Below are 20094 nucleotides of genomic sequence, written 5' to 3' on the forward strand. Positions count from 1 at the left end.
GACCTGTGGCGACGAGCTTCTGTAAGAGAGAGAGGCTGTGGCAAGGGGCTTCTGTAGCAAGGTGGTTTCTGTGGCGAGGGGGCTTGCCCCCGTTGGGCCGCGAAGCGGCCCCAATACCCATCCAGCCGAACCGGATGCCGAACTTTTTAACGACTGCTCCGCAGCCGGACAGAGGCAAGCCCCCTCGCCACACAGTTCTAATGCAAACTTCCAGCAAATAGCCGCCGCGATTTCCGACCATGGCCGTCGGAATTGATCAAATTTTGTGCTATATTCCGCGCCCGCGATTTTTCATCTCAACACCGGTCATCGTCATGCAAACAGCCAAGCCGTTATTTGACTATCCCAAGTACTGGGCCGAATGTTTCGGCCCAGCGCCGTTCCTGCCGATGAGCAGGGAGGAGATGGATCAGCTTGGCTGGGATTCCTGCGACATCATCATCGTCACCGGTGACGCGTACGTCGACCATCCGTCGTTCGGCATGGCGATCATCGGCCGGCTGCTAGAGTCCCAGGGCTTCCGCGTCGGGATCATCGCGCAGCCCAACTGGCAGTCCAAAGATGACTTCATGAAGCTCGGCGAGCCGAATCTGTTTTTCGGCGTCGCGGCCGGCAACATGGATTCGATGATCAACCGCTACACCGCCGACAAGAAAATCCGTTCCGATGATGCTTACACCCCGGGTGGCATGGCGGGCAAACGTCCGGACCGCGCGAGCCTGGTGTACAGCCAGCGTTGCAAGGAAGCCTACAAAAACGTACCGATCGTGCTTGGCGGCATCGAAGCTTCCCTGCGCCGCATCGCTCACTACGATTACTGGCAGGACCGTGTGCGCAACTCGATCCTGATTGATGCCTGCGCCGACATCCTGCTGTACGGCAATGCCGAGCGTGCAATTGTCGAAGTCGCCCAGCGTCTGTCCTACGGGCACAGGATCGAAGACATTACTGACGTGCGCGGCACCGCGTTCATTCGTCGTGATACGCCCAAGGATTGGTACGAAGTCGACTCCACGCGTATTGATCGTCCGGGCAAGGTCGACAAAATCATCAACCCGTACGTGAACACCCAGGATACTCAGGCGTGTGCGATCGAGCAGGAAAAAGGGCCGGTTGAAGACCCGAGCGAAGCCAAGGTTGTGCAAATTCTCGCCAGCCCGAAAATGACCCGCGACAAGACTGTGATTCGTCTGCCATCGGTTGAGAAGGTCCGTGGCGACGCCGTTCTTTACGCTCACGCCAACCGCGTGCTCCATCTGGAAACCAACCCGGGTAACGCCCGCGCGCTGGTGCAGAAGCATGGCGAAGTCGACGTCTGGTTCAACCCGCCGCCGATTCCGATGACCACTGAAGAAATGGACTACGTGTTCGGCATGCCGTACGCCCGCGTTCCGCACCCGGCGTATGGCAAGGAAAAAATTCCTGCGTACGACATGATCCGTTTCTCGGTGAACATCATGCGTGGCTGTTTCGGCGGCTGCACCTTCTGCTCGATCACCGAGCACGAAGGCCGAATCATCCAGAATCGCTCCGAAGAGTCGATCATTCGAGAAATCGAAGAGATTCGCGACAAAGTGCCGGGCTTCACCGGGGTGATCTCCGACCTCGGCGGACCGACCGCGAACATGTACCGCATCGCCTGCAAGAGCCCGGAAATTGAATCCGCGTGCCGCAAGCCTTCATGCGTGTTCCCGGGTATCTGCCCGAATCTGAACACTGATCATTCGTCGCTGATCCAGCTGTATCGCAGCGCCCGTGCGTTGCCCGGTGTGAAGAAAATCCTCATCGCTTCCGGACTGCGCTACGACCTCGCGGTCGAATCGCCGGAATACGTCAAGGAGCTGGTGACCCACCACGTCGGTGGATACCTCAAGATCGCCCCGGAACACACCGAGGAAGGTCCGCTCAACCAGATGATGAAACCGGGCATCGGCAGCTATGACAAATTCAAGCGCATGTTCGAGAAGTACACCAAGGAAGCCGGCAAAGAGCAGTACCTGATTCCTTACTTCATCGCGGCCCACCCGGGCACCACAGACGAAGACATGATGAACCTGGCCCTGTGGCTCAAGGGTAATGGCTTCCGCGCTGATCAGGTGCAGGCGTTCTACCCGTCGCCGATGGCCACCGCGACCGCGATGTACCACTCGGGCAAAAACCCGTTGCGCAAAGTGACGTACAAGAGCGATGCGGTGACCATCGTCAAGAGCGAAGAGCAGCGTCGTCTGCACAAGGCGTTCTTGCGCTATCACGACCCAAAAGGCTGGCCAATGCTGCGCGAAGCGCTGACCCGCATGGGCCGCGCCGATTTGATCGGGCCGGGCAAGAATCAGCTGATCCCGCTGCATCAGCCGGCTACCGACAGCTACCAGAGCGCCCGTCGCAAAAACTCGACACCAGCGGGCAGCCACAAAGTGGCCGGTGAGAAGACCACGAAGATTCTTACGCAGCACACCGGGCTGCCGCCACGCGCCAGTGATGGCGGTAACTCGTGGGACAAGCGTGAGCAGGCCAAGGCAGCGGCATTCGCCCGCAACCAGCAGGCAGCCAAAGACCGTAAGGACGCGGCGAAAGGCAAAGGGCCCAAGCCTGCGCGCAAGCCGGTCGTACCACGCTAAACACTGAGCGCTGTTAACAGAACGCCAACCTTCGGGTTGGCGTTTTGCGTTTGGTCCGAGCTGAAAGTTGTGTTGGATTTACTGGCCTCTTCGCGGGCAAGCCCGCTCCCACCCTGGAATGCCGTCTCCTGTGGGAGTGAGCTTGCTCGCGAAGACGCCGATACAGCCAGCGCATAACGCGGCCGATCGCCACATTTGTGTGCACCTCAATCCGCCTCATTTCTAACAGCGCCCGGTTTTGGTGCTGCACCCCCGCCACCCAGCACCGAATGTCCCGCCGCCTCTGCATGGCATAACTCTTGCGCGTTCTTGAGTATGCTCAAGGCTCGCAGGAGGCACGCCGTGTCGATTCATGTCGCATTGCACCACGTCACGCATTACCGCTACGACCGCGCCGTCGAACTCGGTCCGCAAATCGTGCGTCTCCGGCCGGCTGCTCACAGTCGTACGCGGGTGCTTTCCTACGCGCTGAAAGTCACGCCAGAGAAGCATTTCATCAACTGGCAGCAAGACCCCCAAGGCAATTACCTGGCGCGGTTGGTGTTTGCGGAAAAAACCAGCGAGCTGCGCATTGAAGTTGATCTGATTGCCGAGATGGCGGTTTTCAACCCTTTCGATTTCTTTCTGGAGCCGTACGCGGAGAAAATCCCGTTCGCCTACGCAGCGGACGAGCGCAAAGAGCTGGCGCCCTACCTTGAAACCCTGCCCCTCACGCCGACGTTCAAGGCGTACCTGGACAGCATCGACCGCACACCGCTGCCCAGCGTGGATTTTCTGGTCGCGCTCAACCAGCGTGTAAGCGATGACATCGGTTACCTGATTCGCATGGAACCCGGCGTGCAGACGCCCGAACACACGCTGGAGCATGCCTGCGGTTCCTGCCGCGACTCGGCGTGGCTGCTGGTGCAGCTGCTGCGTAATCTCGGGTTGGCGGCACGTTTCGTTTCTGGTTATCTGATTCAACTCACCGCCGACGTCAAAAGCCTTGATGGCCCGTCGGGCACCGAGGTGGACTTCACCGACCTGCATGCCTGGTGCGAAGTCTATTTGCCCGGTGCGGGCTGGATCGGCCTGGATGCGACCTCCGGGCTGTTTGCCGGTGAAGGACACATTCCGTTGGCCTGTAGTCCCGATCCCGGCTCTGCGGCACCGATCACGGGGCTGGTGGAACCTTGCCAATGCGACTTCAGCCACGAGATGTCCGTGGAGCGGATCTGGGAGGCGCCGCGGGTTACAAAGCCCTACACCGAAGCGCAGTGGCAGGCGATTCAGGCGCTGGGCCGGCAGATCGATGCCGACTTGCTGGAAGGCGACGTCCGCCTGACGATGGGCGGCGAGCCGACGTTCGTTTCCATTGATGACCCCGACGCTGAAGAGTGGAACACCGCCGCGCTGGGCGCAGACAAACGCCGGTTGTCTGCCGAGCTGTTTCAACGCATGCGTAAGCATTACGCGCCCAAGGGCCTGGTGCATTTCGGGCAGGGCAAGTGGTACCCCGGCGAGCAACTTCCGCGGTGGTCGCTCAATTGCTATTGGCGCCGGGACGGTGTGCCGATTTGGCACAACAGTGCGTTGATCGCTGACGAACAGCTGGATTACGGCGCCGATAGCGCGCTAGCCGGGCGATTTCTCACCAGCGTCGCCGAGCGCCTGCAAATCCCGACACGTTTTGTTTTCCCGGCCTACGAGGACAATCTCTATTACCTCTGGCGCGAAGGGACTTTGCCGCAGAACGTCAGCGCCCAAGACTCGCGTCTGGAAGAGCCGTTGGAGCGCGCGCGTCTGCGCAAAGTCTTCAATCAAGGCCTCGGAAAGGTCATTGGGCACGTTTTGCCGCTGGCACGAACGGCCAAGGGTGATCAATGGCAAAGCGGTCCCTGGTACCTGCGTGACGAACATTGCCGACTGGTGCCGGGGGATTCGTCGTTGGGCTATCGACTGCCACTGGGTTCGCAGCCGTGGGTGAAAGCGGCGGACTATCCGTTCATCCACCCCACCGATGCGAATCAGGATTTCCCGCCGCTGGCCGACAACGCGCTTTTGCAGACTCCCGCTGATGCGGATGAACGCAAACCGAACTTTGATGAATCCGCCGACTGGCTGACCCGCACCGCGTTTTGTGCCGAGGCGAGGGAAGGGCGGCTCTACCTGTTCATGCCGCCGCTGGAGCGGGTTGAAGATTATCTGGAACTGGTCGCGGCGATCGAAGCCAGCGCCGAAGAACTGCGTTGCACGGTGTTGCTCGAAGGCTATGAACCGCCGAGCGATCCGCGTCTGAGCAACTTTCGCATCACGCCTGACCCGGGTGTGATCGAGGTTAATGTACAGCCATCGGCGACCTGGGATGAGTTGGTTGAGCGCACTGAATTCCTCTACGAAGAGGCCCGTCAGACCCGCCTGACCACCGAGAAATTCATGATCGACGGCCGCCACACCGGCACCGGCGGCGGCAATCATTTTGTCCTCGGCGGCGCGACGCCGGCTGACTCACCGTTTCTGCGCCGTCCGGATCTGCTGCGCAGTCTGATCAGTTACTGGCACAACCACCCGTCCTTGTCCTACCTGTTTTCCGGATTATTCATCGGCCCGACGTCTCAAGCGCCGCGCGTCGACGAGGCGCGTAACGATGCGTTGTACGAGCTGGAAATCGCGTTTGCGCAAATGCCTGCGCCGGGCGAGGACTGCCCGCCCTGGCGGGTGGACCGGCTGCTGCGCAACTTGCTGATCGATGTAACGGGCAATACCCATCGCGCCGAATTCTGCATCGACAAGCTTTACTCGCCAGACGGGCCGACCGGTCGCCTGGGTCTGCTCGAGCTGCGCGCCTTTGAAATGCCCCCCCATGCGCAGATGAGCCTGGCTCAGCAACTGTTGCTGCGAGCGTTGGTCGCGCGATTCTGGCGCGAGCCCTATGCGCCGCAAAAGTTGGTGCGATGGGGCACAGAGCTGCATGACCGCTTCCTGCTGCCGCACTTCATCGAGCAGGATTTCGCCGATGTCATCGTCGATCTCAATACAGCCGGTTATCCGCTGCGGGCCGAATGGTTCGCCGCGCACTTGGAGTTTCGCTTTCCCAAGGTGGGCGATTATGCGGTCAGTGGTATCGAGCTTGAAGTGCGCCAGGCCCTCGAACCCTGGCATGTGCTGGGTGAGGAGGGCGCGGTCGGTGGCACCGTACGCTATGTGGATTCGTCCCTGGAGCGCTTGCAGGTCAAGCTCACCGGCTTGCCGCCGCAGCGTTATCTGCTGACGTGCAATGGGATCCCCGTGCCTCTGCAGTCGACCGGACGAGTGGGCGAATTTGTCGCTGGCGTACGTTTTCGCGCGTGGCAACCGGCCAACGGCCTGCAACCGACCATCCCGGTGCATGCCCCCCTGGTGTTCGACCTGCTCGACACCTGGATGCAACGCTCGCTGGGTGGCTGTCAGTACCACGTGGCCCATCCGGGTGGACGCAATTACGACAGCCTGCCGGTAAACGCGAACGAGGCCGAGAGCCGGCGCATGGCGCGTTTTTTCCGTATCGGACACAGTCCCGGGAAACTTCCTGTGCCCATTGCAGAAATCAGCGACGAGCTACCCCTGACGCTCGATCTGCGACGTTTCTAATCCCTGCGCGACGCTCGGATTTTTTGTCTGTCAGGGTGTCATGAGCCTGCGTTAGTCTGACCGTTCCTCGCTGTCTGCCGAGTGTTCCATGCCTGATCTGCTAGACCGCTACCCGCTGACGGCGGGCACTTATCACGAACTGCTCGACGACAGTGGCGCCGTGCGTGCGCATTGGCGTCGGCTGTTCGACTATCTGCAGCGCAGCACGCCGGCGCAGTTGCTGCAGCGTCAGGCATTGTTGAACCGTCAGATTCAGGAAAACGGCGTCACCTATAACGTCTACGCCGACCCCAAAGGGGCTGATCGACCGTGGGAACTGGACCTGCTGCCGCACGTCATCAGCGCCGATGAGTGGGCGCTGCTATCGGCCGGAATCGCTCAGCGGGCGCGGCTCCTGAATGCAGTGTTAGCGGATTTGTACGGCCCGCAGCGGTTGATCGCCGAAGGCTTGCTGCCAGCGGAACTGGTGTTCGGGCATAACAATTTTCTCTGGCCCTGTCAGGGTATCGCGCCGCCCGACGAGGTTTTTCTGCACCTTTATGCGGTGGATCTTGCACGCACCCCCGACGGTCGCTGGTGGGTGACGGCAGACCGTACGCAAGCACCCTCCGGCGCCGGCTACGCGCTGGAAAATCGCACGATCGTGTCGCGGGCCTTTCCCGAGTTGTACCGTGATCTGAAGGTGCAGCATCTGGCGGGGTTTTTCCGCACGCTGCAGGAAACCCTGGCGCGGCAGGCACCCAGCGACAATGAAGTGCCGCTGGTGGTGCTGCTGACGCCGGGCCGCTTCAACGAAAGCTATTTCGAACACATCTATCTGGCGCGGCAGCTCGGTTACCCGTTGGTGGAGGGCGGCGACCTCACGGTGCGCGACGCCACGGTGTACCTGAAAACCTTGAACGGTCTGCGAAGGGTGCACGCGATCATGCGTCGGCTCGACGATGACTTCTGTGACCCGCTCGAACTGCGTACCGATTCGGCGCTCGGCGTACCCGGATTGCTTGAGGCCGTACGGCGCGGCCGGGTGCTGGTCGCCAATGCCTTGGGAAGTGGTGTGCTGGAGTCGCCCGGGCTGCTGGGTTTCCTGCCGAAGATCAACCGGTTTTTGTTCGGTGATGAACTGATCCTGCCGTCCATTGCGACCTGGTGGTGCGGTGAACCGCCGGTGCTGGCGCAGGCACTGGAAAAGCTGCCGCAATTGCTGATCAAACCGGCGTTCCCTTCGCAAAACTTCACGCCGGTGTGGGGACGCGAGTTGAACGAAGCCCAGCGACAGGCGCTTGCCGAACGCATGCAGGCGCGGCCATACGCCTATGTCGCGCAAGAACTCGCGCAGCTGTCTCACGCGCCGATCTGGCAGCCTGAAGCCGCGCAGCTGCAACCCCGGGCCATCGGCATGCGCATGTACGCAGTGGCCAGTCGTGAGGGCTATCGAGTATTGCCCGGCGGTTTGACCCGCGTCGCGGCCGACGCGGATGCCGAAGTGGTGTCGATGCAGCGCGGCGGTGCGAGCAAGGACACCTGGGTGCTGGGCGATCAGCCCCCGAGTGGCGAGCAATGGCAGACTCAACGTACGATCAGCGTGCATGACCTGGTGCGGCGCGATCCCTATCTGCCGTCGCGGGTGGTGGAAAACCTGTTCTGGTTCGGCCGCTACTGTGAGCGTTGCGATGACAGCGCGCGTTTACTGCGGATCATGCTGGCGCGCTATGTCGACGGCGATGACCCGCAAGCGCTGCAGGCGGCGGTCAATCTCGGCGAGCGGCTGAATCTGTTGCCCGAGGAGGGCGAGCTGTCGGCACGGTTGCTCGCGGCGTTGCTGGGCGATGACTGGCCGTTCAGCCTGCGCGACAACCTGCAACGCTTGCAGTGGGCAGCGTCCCAGGTGCGCGGCAAACTGTCCCGGGAGAACTGGCAAGCGCTGGTGGAGTTGCAGCGCGAAGCCCTGGAACTGGACAACGAAGCGCCGGACTTCGGCGAGCTGCTGGATTTTCTCAACCGCCTGGTGATGTCGCTCGCGGCACTGTCCGGTTTCGCCCTGGACGACATGACGCGGGACGAGGGCTGGCGCTTCCTGATGATCGGTCGGCGGATCGAACGCCTGCAGTTTCTCAGCGCCAGCCTCGCGGGTTTCCTGCGTGGCCCAGGGTCGTTCGATCAAGGAGGTCTGGAGTGGCTGCTGGAATTGGGCAACAGCAGCATCACTTACCGGTCGCGTTATCTGGCGGTAGCGCAGTTGATTCCGGTGTTGGACCTGTTGCTGCTGGATGAACAAAATCCTCACGCCGTGCTGTTCCAGCTGAAACTGGTGACCCGCACGCTCAAGCGTTTGAACGATGACTTTGGCGCGTCGCGCGAGACGGTTTTGCCGACTCTGGTCGAGCGCCTGGCGCGTTTCGATCTGGGCTGCCTGGAGAATTCGCTGTTCGGTGCGGCCAGCGTAGACGCCGCCGTCAATGGGCTGGCCGATATGCTGCAAGACATCGCCGATGCCAGCGGGCAAGTGTCGGATCGGCTGGCGTTGCGTCATTTCGCCCATGTCGATGATGTCAGCCAGCGAACGGTATCGGTCTGATGGTCGCGCATTATCAGATTTTTCACGACACCCACTATCACTACGACAGCCCGGTGTCCTTGGCGCAGCAATTGGCGCACCTGTGGCCTCGGCCCTGCGCATGGCAAAGGTGCAGCGCCCGGCAACTGCAGATCAGCCCGCAGCCGACGTCGCGTCGGGATGAACTGGATGTATTCGGCAATCCGCTCACACGGCTGGCTTTCGAACGCCCCCACGATGAATTGCTGGTCAACGCCAGGCTAACGGTGGAGGTGCTGGCGCGGCCTGCGCTGGATTTCAATCAGTCACCCGCATGGGAAGACACCTGCAGCGCCCTTGCTTACAGCGGCCGGCCGATGTCACTCGAACTGCTGGAAGCGTGCCGCTACCGATTCGAATCGCCCTATGTGCATTTGAAGCGCAATTTCGTCGAGTTTTCGCAAAGCTGTTTTCCTGCTGGTCGGCCGCTGCTGCTGGGCGTCCAGGCGCTAATGGAAAAGATTTTCAGCGAGTTCACATTCGATGCCCAAGCCACGCAAGTGGCGACACCGCTGGTGGAAGTGCTCGAGCGACGGCGCGGGGTTTGCCAGGATTTTGCGCACTTGATGCTCGCGTGTGTGCGCTCTCGCGGGTTGGCGGCGCGTTATGTCAGCGGTTACTTGCTAACCCTGCCACCACCCGGTCAGCCACGCCTGATCGGCGCCGATGCTTCGCACGCCTGGGTGTCGGTGTTTTGCCCGGTACTGGGCTGGGTGGATTTCGATCCGACCAACAATGTGCAACCGGCGCTGGAACACATCACCCTGGCCTGGGGCCGGGATTTCTCCGATGTTTCGCCGTTGCGGGGGGTGATTCTGGGTGGCGGTAACCACGACCCGGAAGTTCGGGTCACCGTAATGCCACTGGATTGACAAGATCCTTGCAGGAGCGAACTCGCTCGCGGTGAACGTCAACGATGACGCGTCCTGTCTGGAAAAACGCGCCGTCTTCGAGACTTTCGCGAGCAAGCTCGCTCCTACACACAGATCCGGTGGGCCTGATCAGATCATCGGGCCCTGAGGGTTTCAGGCGTCGGGCGCCTGATCTTTCGGTGTCTCACCATCGCTTTGTGTGGCCACTTCACCTTCTGCATCCGGGTTCAGTGCTGCTGCTTCTTCTTCAGCTGTAGCTTTCTTGCGCTGAAGCTTTTCCTCTTTCTTCTGCTCCTTGGCCAAGTCTCTCTGACGTTTGGCGAAGGAATAATTAGGTTTAGCCATGGGCGATCCTCTGGGGTCGAAGGTGAGGTTGAGCGGCGCATATTCTGCCCTGTATCGGTGCCGAGCCGTTAGCCGGGTTTTTGCTCTGTGCGTTTTGGCACCCATGTCGGCTGCCACGCGTCCAGGGCATCGAGCAGTGTTTGCGGTGTTTCGCTTACCTGCAGCATGTCACGGTGCGCGCCGCGAACGAAGCTTTCGCCGACGATATGATCAAGAAAACCGGTCAATTGGGCTGTATCCAGAATCTAAATGTCGCGCTTGGGCGTTCCACAGGTGCCACTGGCGCCGCAGGCGTAGGCGGCGAGCAAACTGCACATAAGGCTGTTGATGAACATGTCGGACACTCCGTTTGAAGATGATGGCCCGATGATAGGGCCTGTCCAGAGGTCTGGTTGGTAGATAGCCTTGATCGAGGTCATAGCCAAAAAGTTGTATACAATTTTTGACTCAAGTCATAGGAACTTGCGAAGTTTTCAGGCAGTCTTCTGTCCATATTAACCCTGCCTTGGAGATTCACCATGTTTGCCAAACTCGTTGCGGTATCCCTGTTGACACTGGCCAGCAGCCAACTGATGGCTGCCGAGTGCAAGACTATCGTAGATTCCACCGACCAGATGACCTTCAACACCAAAGCCATCGAAATCGACCAGAGCTGCAAGACGTTCACCGTTGAATTGACCCACTCCGGCAGCTTGCCGAAAACTGTCATGGGTCATAACTGGGTGCTGAGCAAGGAAGCCGACATGCAGCCGATTGCCACCGATGGCCTGGCCGCCGGGATCGACAAGAGCTACCTGAAAGATGGCGACGCCCGCGTCATAGCCCACACCAAAATCATCGGTGCCAAGGAAACCGACTCGGTGACGTTCGATGTGTCGAAGCTGGCGGCTGGCGAGAAATACGGTTTCTTCTGCTCGTTCCCCGGCCACATCTCGATGATGAAAGGTACGGTTACGCTGAAGTAAGCGAATCTTGTATACAAAAAAGCGTCCAGAACGGGACGCTTTTTTGTGCCTGACGGTTGACCGCGTCATCGTTCTTCGCGGGCAAGCCACGCTCCCACGGGTTTTGTGTCGGAGCCCGTAGTGGGCGCGACGCAAAACCTGTGCAAGCGTGGCTTTCCCGCGAAGGCGTCGGCTCAGACGCCCCCTGACTCATGGTGCAAACGGCATCACGCGCTTGTGATGAGTTTTTCTGTACGTATCGCAAATGATCTTGAAGGCTTCCTCGCCCACAGGCTCGCCGTGTAGAAACGCATCAATTTCGGCATAGGTCACGCCGTGGGCCGCTTCGTCCGGTTTGCCCGGCGACAGGTCTTCGAGGTCCGCGGTCGGGATCTTTTCCACCAGCGATTCCGGGGCGCCGAAATTGCGCGCAATCGCCCGCACCTGGTTTTTTACCAGCCCGCTCAACGGGGCCAGGTCACAGGCGCCGTCGCCGAACTTGGTGTAGAAACCCATGACCGCTTCTGCCGCGTGGTCGGTGCCGATCACCAGGCCCTGACATGCGCCAGCGATCGCGTACTGCGCGACCATGCGCATACGCGCTTTGGTATTGCCGACAACAAAATCCACCGATACCGCGTGCTGACCTTCGAACGCCGTGATTTCGCCGGCCAGGGCTTTGACTGATGGGCCGATGTTGACGGTGTGGCGCTCGTCCGGGCCGATGAAGTCCACTGAGTCTTGAGCGTCCTGTTCGTCAAACTGAACGCCGTAAGGCAGGCGCACGGCGATGAATTTGTAACTGTTATCGCCACTACGCTCGCGCAATTCCCGCACAGCTCGCTGGGCCATGAGCCCGGCAGTCAGCGAGTCGACGCCGCCGCTGATGCCGAGTACCAACGCTTTGAGCCCGGAGTTGACCAGGCACTCTTGAATGAACGAAATGCGCCGGACGACTTCAGCCTCAAGGGCAGCACTGTCGGCGAATGGCGGTTGAACACTGAGCTGCTCGGCAATCTCACGCTGTACGGCTTGCATGAATTCACTCCTTGCTTGTTGGGCTTGAAAGGGCGGCAGGAACTTTGAACACGTGTCGCAAATACGCGACGAAATTGGGGTCTTTGCAGTGTGTCTTGCCCGGCTCGTCCGAGATCTTGGCGACGGGTTGGCCATTGCAGGAAGCCATTTTAAGCACGATGCTCATCGGTTCGACACCCGGGATATCGCACGTCAGATTCGTGCCGATACCGAAACTGACATTGATCCGGCCGCGCAGTGCCCGAAAAATCTCCAGCGACCTGGGCAGCGTCAAGCTGTCGGAGAACACCAGCGTCTTGCTCATCGGGTCGATGCCGAGCCGGTGGTAATGGGCGATGGCCTTCTCGGCCCAGATAACAGGGTCACCGGAATCATGACGCAGGCCGTCAAAAAGCTTGGCGAAATACAGATCGAAATCGTTGAGGAAAGCGTCGGTGGTGATGCAATCGGTCAGCGCGATCCCGAGCAAACCACGGTATTCACGCACCCAGCAATCCAGCGCGGCGATCTGGCTGTCGATCAGGCGCGGGCCGAGTTGCTGGTGCGCCATGATCCACTCGTGCGCCATGGTGCCCAACGGTTTCATGTCCAGTTCGCGAGACAGGTGCACGTTACTGGTGCCGACGAACCGTCCAGGGAAATCATGCTTGAGCACGTTGACCACTTCTTCCTGGACGCGGAAAGAAAAGCGACGACGCGTGCCGAAATCGGCTACCTGCAATTCCGATAATTCGTCGCTGCCAGCGTTGGCAGTCAGCCAGTCGAATTTGCGATAGAGCTGCTCGCGGGCCTGTTTCAGGACGATTTCCCGGTAGCGATAGCGATTGCGCACTTCGCTGACGATGGAGAGCAGCGGCACTTCGAACAAAATGACGTGCAGCCAGGGCCCGCGCAGGCGGATGAACAGTTCACCGTTCTCAATACCGGTTTGCACGTAACGCAGGTTGAAGCGAAACAGCCCCAGAAAACGCAGAAAGTCCGGTTTCATGAAGCTGATACGCTCCATGAAACTCAGCTGGTCCGGGCTCAGGCTCAACTCAGCCAGGCGCTCGATCTGGAACCGGATTTCCGCCAGATAAGGGCGCAGATCCTCACTGTTGCGGCAACGAAACTCCCATTCGACTTCCACGTTCGGGTAGTTGTGCAGCACCGCCTGCATCATCGTCAGTTTGTAGAAGTCGGTGTCGAGCAGGTTCTGCACGATACGATCGGCAAACACATCGCTCATAACGGGGATCTCCGGGCTGGCCGCGGCCCTGATGGCGCGGCATTGCAGCTGTCTGATAAATGGGCGTAGTGCCTGTAAGCCGCCAGTTTCGCCGGCGACGGATAACCCTGTAGAGTTTCTCGTTTCTTTAAAGGTCCGGGCTTTCAATCTGCTCCAGCATCCACTTCACGAAATTGCGCACCTTGGGCACGTCCGCCGAGTGTTCGGGGTAGGCCAGGTAATAGGCGTCGGAACTTGGCATCGCGTGCTGCCAGGCAATGACCAGTTTGCCGTCAGCCAATTCCTCTTCCACCAGAAACCGCGGCAGCAGCGCCACGCCACAGCCTACCTGCGCAGCGCGAATGCACATGTAGAAGGTTTCGAAGCGCGGGCCGTGATAGCTGTGTTCGGTGTGGTAGCCCTGACTGTCGAACCAGTCGTGCCACGCCTGAGGTCGGGACGCGTTCTGCAACAGCACCAGGTCGGCGAGTTGCGTCGGGTCGTTGAAAGGCGTGTCGGGCAGGCTGCCGGGCGCGCAAACCGGCACCAGTTCTTCTCCGAACAGTTTCAGGCATTCCGTGCGCGGGCGCGCGCCTTGGCCGAAATAAAACGCCAGGTCGCTGCGACCTTGTAGCAGGTCATCGGCTTCCTGTTCGCTGCACAGGTCCAGATGGATTGACGGATGACGCAAGCGCCAGCCCTTCAGACGTGGGACCAGCCAGCGCGCGCCGAAGGTCGGCGGTGTGGATACGCGCAGGACTTCGGTTTCACCGCCGTAGGAACGCAGGTAATGAGTCGACATTTCGACCTGCGTAAGGATTTTCCTTACTTCCACCAGGTACAAATCACCGGCCGGGGTCATTTGCAGGCGTCGGCGCACCCGGCGAAACAGCAGGTGCTGGAGCAATTCCTCAAGCTGCGCCACCTGTTTGCTGACGGCGCTCTGGGTCAGGTTCAGCTCTTCGGCGGCGCGGGTGAAGCTCAGATGCCGGGTCACAGCCTCAAAACACTGGAGCGCAGTGATCGACGGCAGGTAGCGTTTATTCAACATGGGTGGTCCTTTTTCTTGTTTCTTTTACGCCAACTATTCAAAGCATGAATAAACGGAATGATATCTCTCTTAAAGGTCGTTTGTTGGGTAACCTGGGGAGCGCTAAAACTATAAGCCTGATCGGCCGAATCCATCCGGCCGCACGTTTTCTGTTTTCGCTTGAGGAGTGACCCATGGTTGCCGCATTGCTTGATCGTCTTGGTGTGAGCCCGGCCCTGTACCAGAACGGCAAGGTGCCGGTGCATTCGCCGATTGACGGCAGCCGGATCGCCGCTGTGAACTGGGAAAGCGCTGCCGAAGTCGAGCAGCACATCAGTCGCGCAGAGCATGCTTTCGAATTGTGGCGCAAGGTTCCGGCCCCGCGCCGTGGTGAGCTGGTGCGTCAACTGGGCGATATCCTTCGTGAGTACAAGGCCGACCTCGGCGAGCTGGTCTCCTGGGAAGCCGGCAAGATCACTCAGGAAGGCCTGGGTGAAGTGCAGGAAATGATCGACATCTGCGATTTCGCCGTGGGCCTGTCCCGTCAGTTGTACGGTTTGACCATCGCTTCGGAACGCCCTGGTCACCACATGCGTGAAACCTGGCACCCGCTGGGCGTGGTCGGCGTTATCAGTGCGTTCAACTTTCCGGTCGCGGTCTGGGCCTGGAACACAACGCTGGCGCTGGTTTGCGGTAACCCGGTGATCTGGAAACCTTCCGAAAAAACCCCGCTGACCGCGCTGGCCTGCCAGGCGCTGTTCGACCGCGTTCTGAAGAATTTCAGCGATGCGCCGCCACACCTGAGCCAAGTGATCATCGGCGGCCGCGATGCCGGCGAAGCGTTGGTCGACGACCCGCGTGTCGCGCTGATCAGCGCCACCGGCAGCACCCGCATGGGCCGCGAAGTGGCGCCGAAAATCGCCGCACGTTTTGCCCGCAGCATTCTTGAGCTGGGCGGTAACAACGCCATGATCCTCGGCCCAAGCGCCGACCTGGACATGGCCGTGCGCGCGATTCTGTTCAGCGCCGTCGGTACCGCCGGCCAGCGCTGCACCACGCTGCGTCGCCTGATCGCCCATGAATCGGTGAAGGAAGAAATCGTCACCCGTCTCAAAGCCGCCTACTCCAAAGTGCGCATCGGCAACCCGCTGGAAGGCAACCTGATCGGCCCGCTGATCGACAAACACAGCTTTGAAAACATGCAGGACGCGCTGGAGCAGGCACTCAGCGAAGGTGGTCGCGTGTTTGGCGGTAAACGTCAGCTGCAAGACCAGTTCCCGAATGCCTATTACGTCTCCCCGGCGATTGTCGAAATGCCCGAGCAGAGTGATGTGGTTCGCCATGAAACTTTCGCGCCGATCCTGTACGTGATTGGTTACAAGGATTTCAACGAAGCACTGCGCCTGAACAACGAAGTGCCGCAAGGCCTGTCGTCGTGCATATTCACCACTGACGTGCGCGAAGCCGAGCAGTTCATGTCGGCGGTGGGCAGCGACTGCGGCATTGCCAACGTCAACATCGGCCCGAGCGGTGCGGAAATCGGCGGCGCGTTTGGTGGCGAGAAGGAAACCGGAGGCGGTCGCGAATCCGGCTCCGATGCATGGCGCGGCTACATGCGTCGTCAGACCAACACCGTGAATTATTCGCTGGAATTGCCGTTGGCGCAGGGGATTACGTTCGACTGAGTGGTGAACCCATTACAGGAGCGAGTCTTTGTGGCGAGGGGGCTCGCCCCCGCTGGGTCGCAAAGCGGCCCTTGAACCTGCAACTCCGGTGTATCAGGTACACCGAGTGCAATCGTTCACGACTGCTTCGCAGCCGAACGGGGCCAAGGCCCCTCGCCACAAAGGTCCCCCACAATTTAATGGTGTGTTGGTTAGGTTTCCTTGGAGTCTGGCAATGCCGTTACGCGAAGAGTGTCTGTGGGAAAAACTAACGCCGCAACGACCCGATAACGCGGCGCTCCAGGGCGAAGTCAAAGTAGACGTTTGCGTCATCGGCGCCGGTTTCACCGGTCTGTCGGCGGCGGTGCACTTGCTCGAGCAGGGCAAAACGGTGGGTGTGCTGGAAGCTCATCGCGCCGGTCACGGCGGTTCCGGGCGCAACGTCGGGCTGGTGAACGCGGGGATGTGGATCCCTCCGGACGAGATTGAAGCCGGTTTTGGCGAAGCGGTGGGCAGTCAGCTCAATCGCATGCTGGGTGCAGCGCCTTCGCTGGTGTTCAGCCTCGTGGACAAATACACCATCGATTGTCAGTTGCGCCGCGAAGGCACGTTGCACATGGCGCATAACGCCCGTGGTGAAGCGGACCTGCGCAGTCGGGAACAACAGTGGAAACGCCGCGGCGCCCCAGTCGAGTTGCTGACCGGCGAGGCGTGCGAGCAGGCCACTGGCACGAAAAAAATCGCTGCGGCGCTGCTTGATCGTCGTGCCGGCACGATCAATCCGATGGCGTATACAGCGGGGCTGGCAAAAGCGGCAATCGGTCTGGGCGGCCAGCTGTTCGATCATTCGCCGGTGATCCGGCTCGAGCGTCAGGGCCAGTTCTGGTCGGTTCAAACTGCACAAGGCTCAGTGCAGGCCGAGCAAGTCGTGATCGCCTCAAACGCTTATACGGAAGGAGACTGGACCGAGCTTCGGCGCAATTTCTTCCCCGGTTATTACTATCAAGTCGCTTCGGTGCCGTTGACCGAAGAGGCCGCTGCGCAAATCCTGCCGGGTGGCCAGGGTTCGTGGGACACCCGCCAGGTGCTCAGCAGTATCCGCCGGGATAAAGAGGGGCGCCTGTTGCTGGGCAGCCTCGGCAACGGCAATCAGAAGCCGACGTGGTTTCTCAAAGCCTGGGCCGATCGTGTCCAGCAGCATTATTTTCCGTACCTTAAACCCGTGGAATGGGAATGCACCTGGACGGGCTGTATCGCGTTCACCCCCGATCATTTGATGCGCCTTTTTGAACCCGCGCCCGGTTTGGTGGCGGTCACGGGTTACAACGGGCGCGGAGTGACCACGGGGACGGTGGTGGGCAAAGCCTTTGCCGATTATCTGTGCAAGGGCGATGTGCAGGCGCTGCCGATTCCGTTCGCACCCATGCAGCCTCTGGCCGGTGCGGGCCTGCGCAGCTGTTTGTATGAAGCCGGATTCTCCCTGTACCACGCAGGCCAGTGCTTGCGGATCGTGATTTGATTGTTGAAATATGTTGCTGAAAGCTGCGCTTTTCGCCTTAGCGACTAGCCTGTAGTGGTGCGCGTTGTAGCAGTCCGCGCACCAGCGGTGTGCACTTCGGTGACGCGTATTGTTACAGGTTGGTTGCACGTCGTTTCGCACTGCGGTTGCAATGATGGCGCAGACGGGTTGCGCCGTAGAAAGTTATCGGTTTCACCTTCAGCGGTTTAGACGGTTGCACGCTCAATGAAAATGGGCTCGAAACAGTCGAAATAACAATAACGCAGCGACTTTTTTCAGAATAAAAAACCGATGGCACGGCACTTGCTCTGAGCATTTGGTGAAGTCGCAGTGCCAACTAAAAAAAACCTTGGAGCACCACCTCATGTCCCAGACGTTTTACAAGAAAGGCTTTCTGGCCCTCGCAGTGGCGACTGCTTTGGGTGTTTCTGCGTTTGCGCAGGCCGATGTAAAAATTGGTGTGGCAGGTCCGATGACAGGCGCCAACGCGGCGTTTGGCGAGCAGTACATGAAGGGTGCACAGGCTGCGGCCGACGCGGTCAACGCAGCTGGCGGCGTCAACGGGGAAAAAATCGTACTGGTACAAGGCGATGACGCCTGCGAACCGAAACAGGCTGTGACGGTCGCCAAGGACCTGACCAACCAGAAAGTTGCCGGCGTAGTCGGTCACTTCTGCTCCTCTTCCACCATCCCGGCCTCCGAGATCTACGACGAAGCAGGCATCATTGCAATTACCCCAGGCTCGACCAACCCGGCGGTAACCGAACGCGGCCTCAGCGCCATGTTCCGTATGTGCGGGCGTGACGACCAGCAAGGCATCGTCGCCGGCGACTACATTGTCGACGTGCTCAAAGGCAAAAAAGTAGTGGTCCTGCATGACAAGGACACCTACGGCCAAGGGCTGGCAGACGCAACCAAGGCACAGCTGGAAAAACGCGGTGTGAAGCCTGTGTTGTATGAAGGCCTGACCCGTGGCGAGAAAGACTTCAGCACCATCGTTACCAAAATCCGCGGCGCGGGTGCCGACGTTGTCTACTTCGGCGGTCTGCACCCGGAAGCCGGTCCGCTGGTTCGTCAATTGCGTGAACAAGGCCTCAAGGACGTCAAGTTCATGTCCGATGACGGTATCGTCACCGATGAGCTGGTCACCACCGCCGGCGGTCCGCAATTCGTCGATGGCGTGCTGATGACTTTCGGCGCCGACCCACGCCTGCTGCCGGACAGCAAGACTGTGGTAGACGAGTTCCGCAAGAAAGGCACCGAGCCTGAAGGCTACACCCTGTACGCCTACGCCTCGGTTCAAACCCTGGCGGCCGCGTTCAATGGCGCCAAGTCCAACAACGGCGAGAAAGCCGCCGAGTGGCTGAAGAAAAACCCTGTGAAAACCGTGATGGGCGATAAGACCTGGGACGCCAAGGGCGACCTGAAAGTCTCCGACTACGTGGTTTACCAGTGGGACAAGGACGGCAAATACCACCAGCTGGAAAAACAGAAGTAAGGGCTGACGCGATCACCTGATCTGACGCACTCCGTGTAGGAGTGAGTCTGCTCGCGATGACGAACTGACAATCGACAACCGTGTTGAATGTCATGACGCTATCGCGAGCAGGCTCGCTCCTACAGGATCCGGGTCTGGTCGGGTGGATTGTGGCTGACATTGCTCCGACGTATATCTGTATTTTCCTTAGAAGAACCGCACCCCCCCGGTGTGCAGGTTCTCACTGCGTGAGATTGCGTTATGGATGGTATTTTCCTGCAGCAACTGGTCAACGGCCTGACCCTCGGGTCGGTCTATGGCCTGATCGCCATCGGCTACACAATGGTCTATGGCATCATTGGCATGATCAACTTCGCCCACGGCGAGGTTTACATGATTTCCGCTTACCTCGCGGCAATCAGTCTGGCGCTGCTGGCATACTTCGGTATTGAATCCTTCCCGCTCCTGATGCTCGGCACGCTGATCTTTACCATTGTGGTAACGGCGGTTTATGGCTGGGTCATCGAGCGCGTCGCCTACAAACCGCTGCGCAACTCTACCCGCCTGGCGCCGCTGATCAGCGCCATCGGTATCTCGCTGATCCTGCAAAACTACGCACAGATTGCTCAGGGCGCCAAACAACAAGGCGTTCCGACCCTGCTGACCGGCGCCTGGCGCGTCGACATCGGCACCGGTTTCGTGCAATTGACCTACACCAAAGTGTTCATCCTGATCGCCGCGTTTGCCGGCATGGCCCTGCTGACCTACATCATCAAGTACACCAAGCTCGGCCGCATGTGCCGTGCGACCCAGCAAGATCGCAAGATGGCGTCGATCCTGGGGATCAACACCGACCGGGTGATTTCCTATGTGTTCATCATCGGTGCTGCGATGGCGGCGCTGGCCGGCGTACTGATCACGATGAATTACGGCACATTCGACTTCTATGCCGGCTTCATCATCGGTATCAAGGCGTTCACTGCAGCGGTGCTTGGCGGGATCGGCTCACTGCCTGGTGCGATGCTTGGCGGAATCATCCTCGGGATTTCCGAGTCGCTGTTCTCCGGTCTGGTCAATTCCGACTACAAAGACGTGTTCAGCTTCTCGCTGCTCGTTCTCGTTCTGGTCTTTCGGCCCCAAGGCCTGCTCGGCCGTCCTCTTGTGTCGAAGGTGTAAGC

Annotated in this window: 13 protein-coding genes and 1 pseudogene; 9 read left to right on the forward strand and 5 right to left on the reverse strand. The window is 59.8% G+C overall.

Annotated features, from left to right (window positions below):
• Positions 1 to 314 precede the first annotated feature (314 nt).
• From ACYZT1_RS03275 to ACYZT1_RS03290, 4 genes are all read left to right on the forward strand, one after another.
• The gene (locus ACYZT1_RS03275) at positions 315 to 2618 is read left to right on the forward strand and encodes a YgiQ family radical SAM protein (protein ID WP_462017652.1); all 2304 of its coding nucleotides are present in this window, start codon (positions 315 to 317) and stop codon (positions 2616 to 2618) included.
• A 342-nt stretch (positions 2619 to 2960) separates the two neighbouring features.
• Entirely contained in the window at positions 2961 to 6227 is a 3267-nt protein-coding gene (locus ACYZT1_RS03280; RefSeq protein WP_462017653.1) for a transglutaminase family protein, read from the forward strand.
• Positions 6228 to 6315: 88 nt separating this feature from the next.
• The gene (locus ACYZT1_RS03285) at positions 6316 to 8802 is read left to right on the forward strand and encodes a circularly permuted type 2 ATP-grasp protein (RefSeq protein ID WP_462017654.1); all 2487 of its coding nucleotides are present in this window, start codon (positions 6316 to 6318) and stop codon (positions 8800 to 8802) included.
• Positions 8802 to 9692 carry a transglutaminase family protein gene (locus tag ACYZT1_RS03290; protein ID WP_462017655.1) on the forward strand — a complete coding sequence of 297 codons (891 nt, stop codon included), beginning with the start codon at positions 8802 to 8804 and terminating at the stop codon, positions 9690 to 9692. Before ACYZT1_RS03285 ends, ACYZT1_RS03290 begins: the two co-directional genes overlap by 1 nt.
• A 153-nt stretch (positions 9693 to 9845) precedes the next feature.
• Here the strand turns inward: ACYZT1_RS03290 and ACYZT1_RS03295 are convergent, their stop codons facing one another.
• Positions 9846 to 10037: a hypothetical protein gene (locus ACYZT1_RS03295; protein WP_462017656.1), complete on the reverse strand. Its 192-nt coding sequence runs from the start codon at positions 10035 to 10037 to the stop codon at positions 9846 to 9848.
• Between the two features lie 68 nt (positions 10038 to 10105).
• Positions 10106 to 10270 (reverse strand): annotated as a pseudogene (locus ACYZT1_RS03300) (TIGR00730 family Rossman fold protein); the annotation flags it as partial.
• 285 nt (positions 10271 to 10555) lie between these two features.
• Between ACYZT1_RS03300 and azu the strand changes: the two are divergent.
• Positions 10556 to 11002 carry an azurin gene (gene azu / locus ACYZT1_RS03305; protein ID WP_462017657.1) on the forward strand — a complete coding sequence of 149 codons (447 nt, stop codon included), beginning with the start codon at positions 10556 to 10558 and terminating at the stop codon, positions 11000 to 11002.
• A gap of 189 nt (positions 11003 to 11191) precedes the next feature.
• Here azu and nadE read toward each other — a convergent pair whose 3' ends face one another.
• From nadE to ACYZT1_RS03320, 3 genes are all read right to left on the reverse strand, one after another.
• Positions 11192 to 12019, reverse strand: coding sequence for an ammonia-dependent NAD(+) synthetase (nadE, locus tag ACYZT1_RS03310; protein ID WP_462017658.1), 828 nt, complete (start codon positions 12017 to 12019; stop codon positions 11192 to 11194).
• A 4-nt stretch (positions 12020 to 12023) separates the two neighbouring features.
• Complete coding sequence (gene pncB, locus ACYZT1_RS03315) at positions 12024 to 13247, reverse strand: nicotinate phosphoribosyltransferase (RefSeq protein WP_462017659.1); 1224 nt, start codon at positions 13245 to 13247, stop codon at positions 12024 to 12026.
• Between the two features lie 127 nt (positions 13248 to 13374).
• Positions 13375 to 14277: a LysR family transcriptional regulator gene (locus tag ACYZT1_RS03320; RefSeq protein ID WP_462017660.1), complete on the reverse strand. Its 903-nt coding sequence runs from the start codon at positions 14275 to 14277 to the stop codon at positions 13375 to 13377.
• A 173-nt stretch (positions 14278 to 14450) separates the two neighbouring features.
• On the opposite strand from ACYZT1_RS03320, the gene amaB reads away from it, so the two are divergent.
• From amaB to ACYZT1_RS03340, 4 genes are all read left to right on the forward strand, one after another.
• A complete protein-coding gene (amaB, locus tag ACYZT1_RS03325) occupies positions 14451 to 15941 on the forward strand; it encodes an L-piperidine-6-carboxylate dehydrogenase (protein ID WP_462017661.1) in 1491 nt (496 codons plus the stop codon).
• Between the two features lie 214 nt (positions 15942 to 16155).
• Positions 16156 to 17439 carry an L-pipecolate oxidase gene (gene amaA, locus ACYZT1_RS03330; protein ID WP_462017662.1) on the forward strand — a complete coding sequence of 428 codons (1284 nt, stop codon included), beginning with the start codon at positions 16156 to 16158 and terminating at the stop codon, positions 17437 to 17439.
• Positions 17440 to 17803: 364 nt separating this feature from the next.
• Entirely contained in the window at positions 17804 to 18937 is a 1134-nt protein-coding gene (locus ACYZT1_RS03335; RefSeq protein ID WP_462017663.1) for an ABC transporter substrate-binding protein, read from the forward strand.
• Positions 18938 to 19177: 240 nt separating this feature from the next.
• Entirely contained in the window at positions 19178 to 20092 is a 915-nt protein-coding gene (locus tag ACYZT1_RS03340; protein ID WP_150580974.1) for an ABC transporter permease subunit, read from the forward strand.
• Positions 20093 to 20094: the final 2 nt, after the last annotated feature.

This window comes from Pseudomonas sp. PB3P13, from assembly GCF_054897735.1.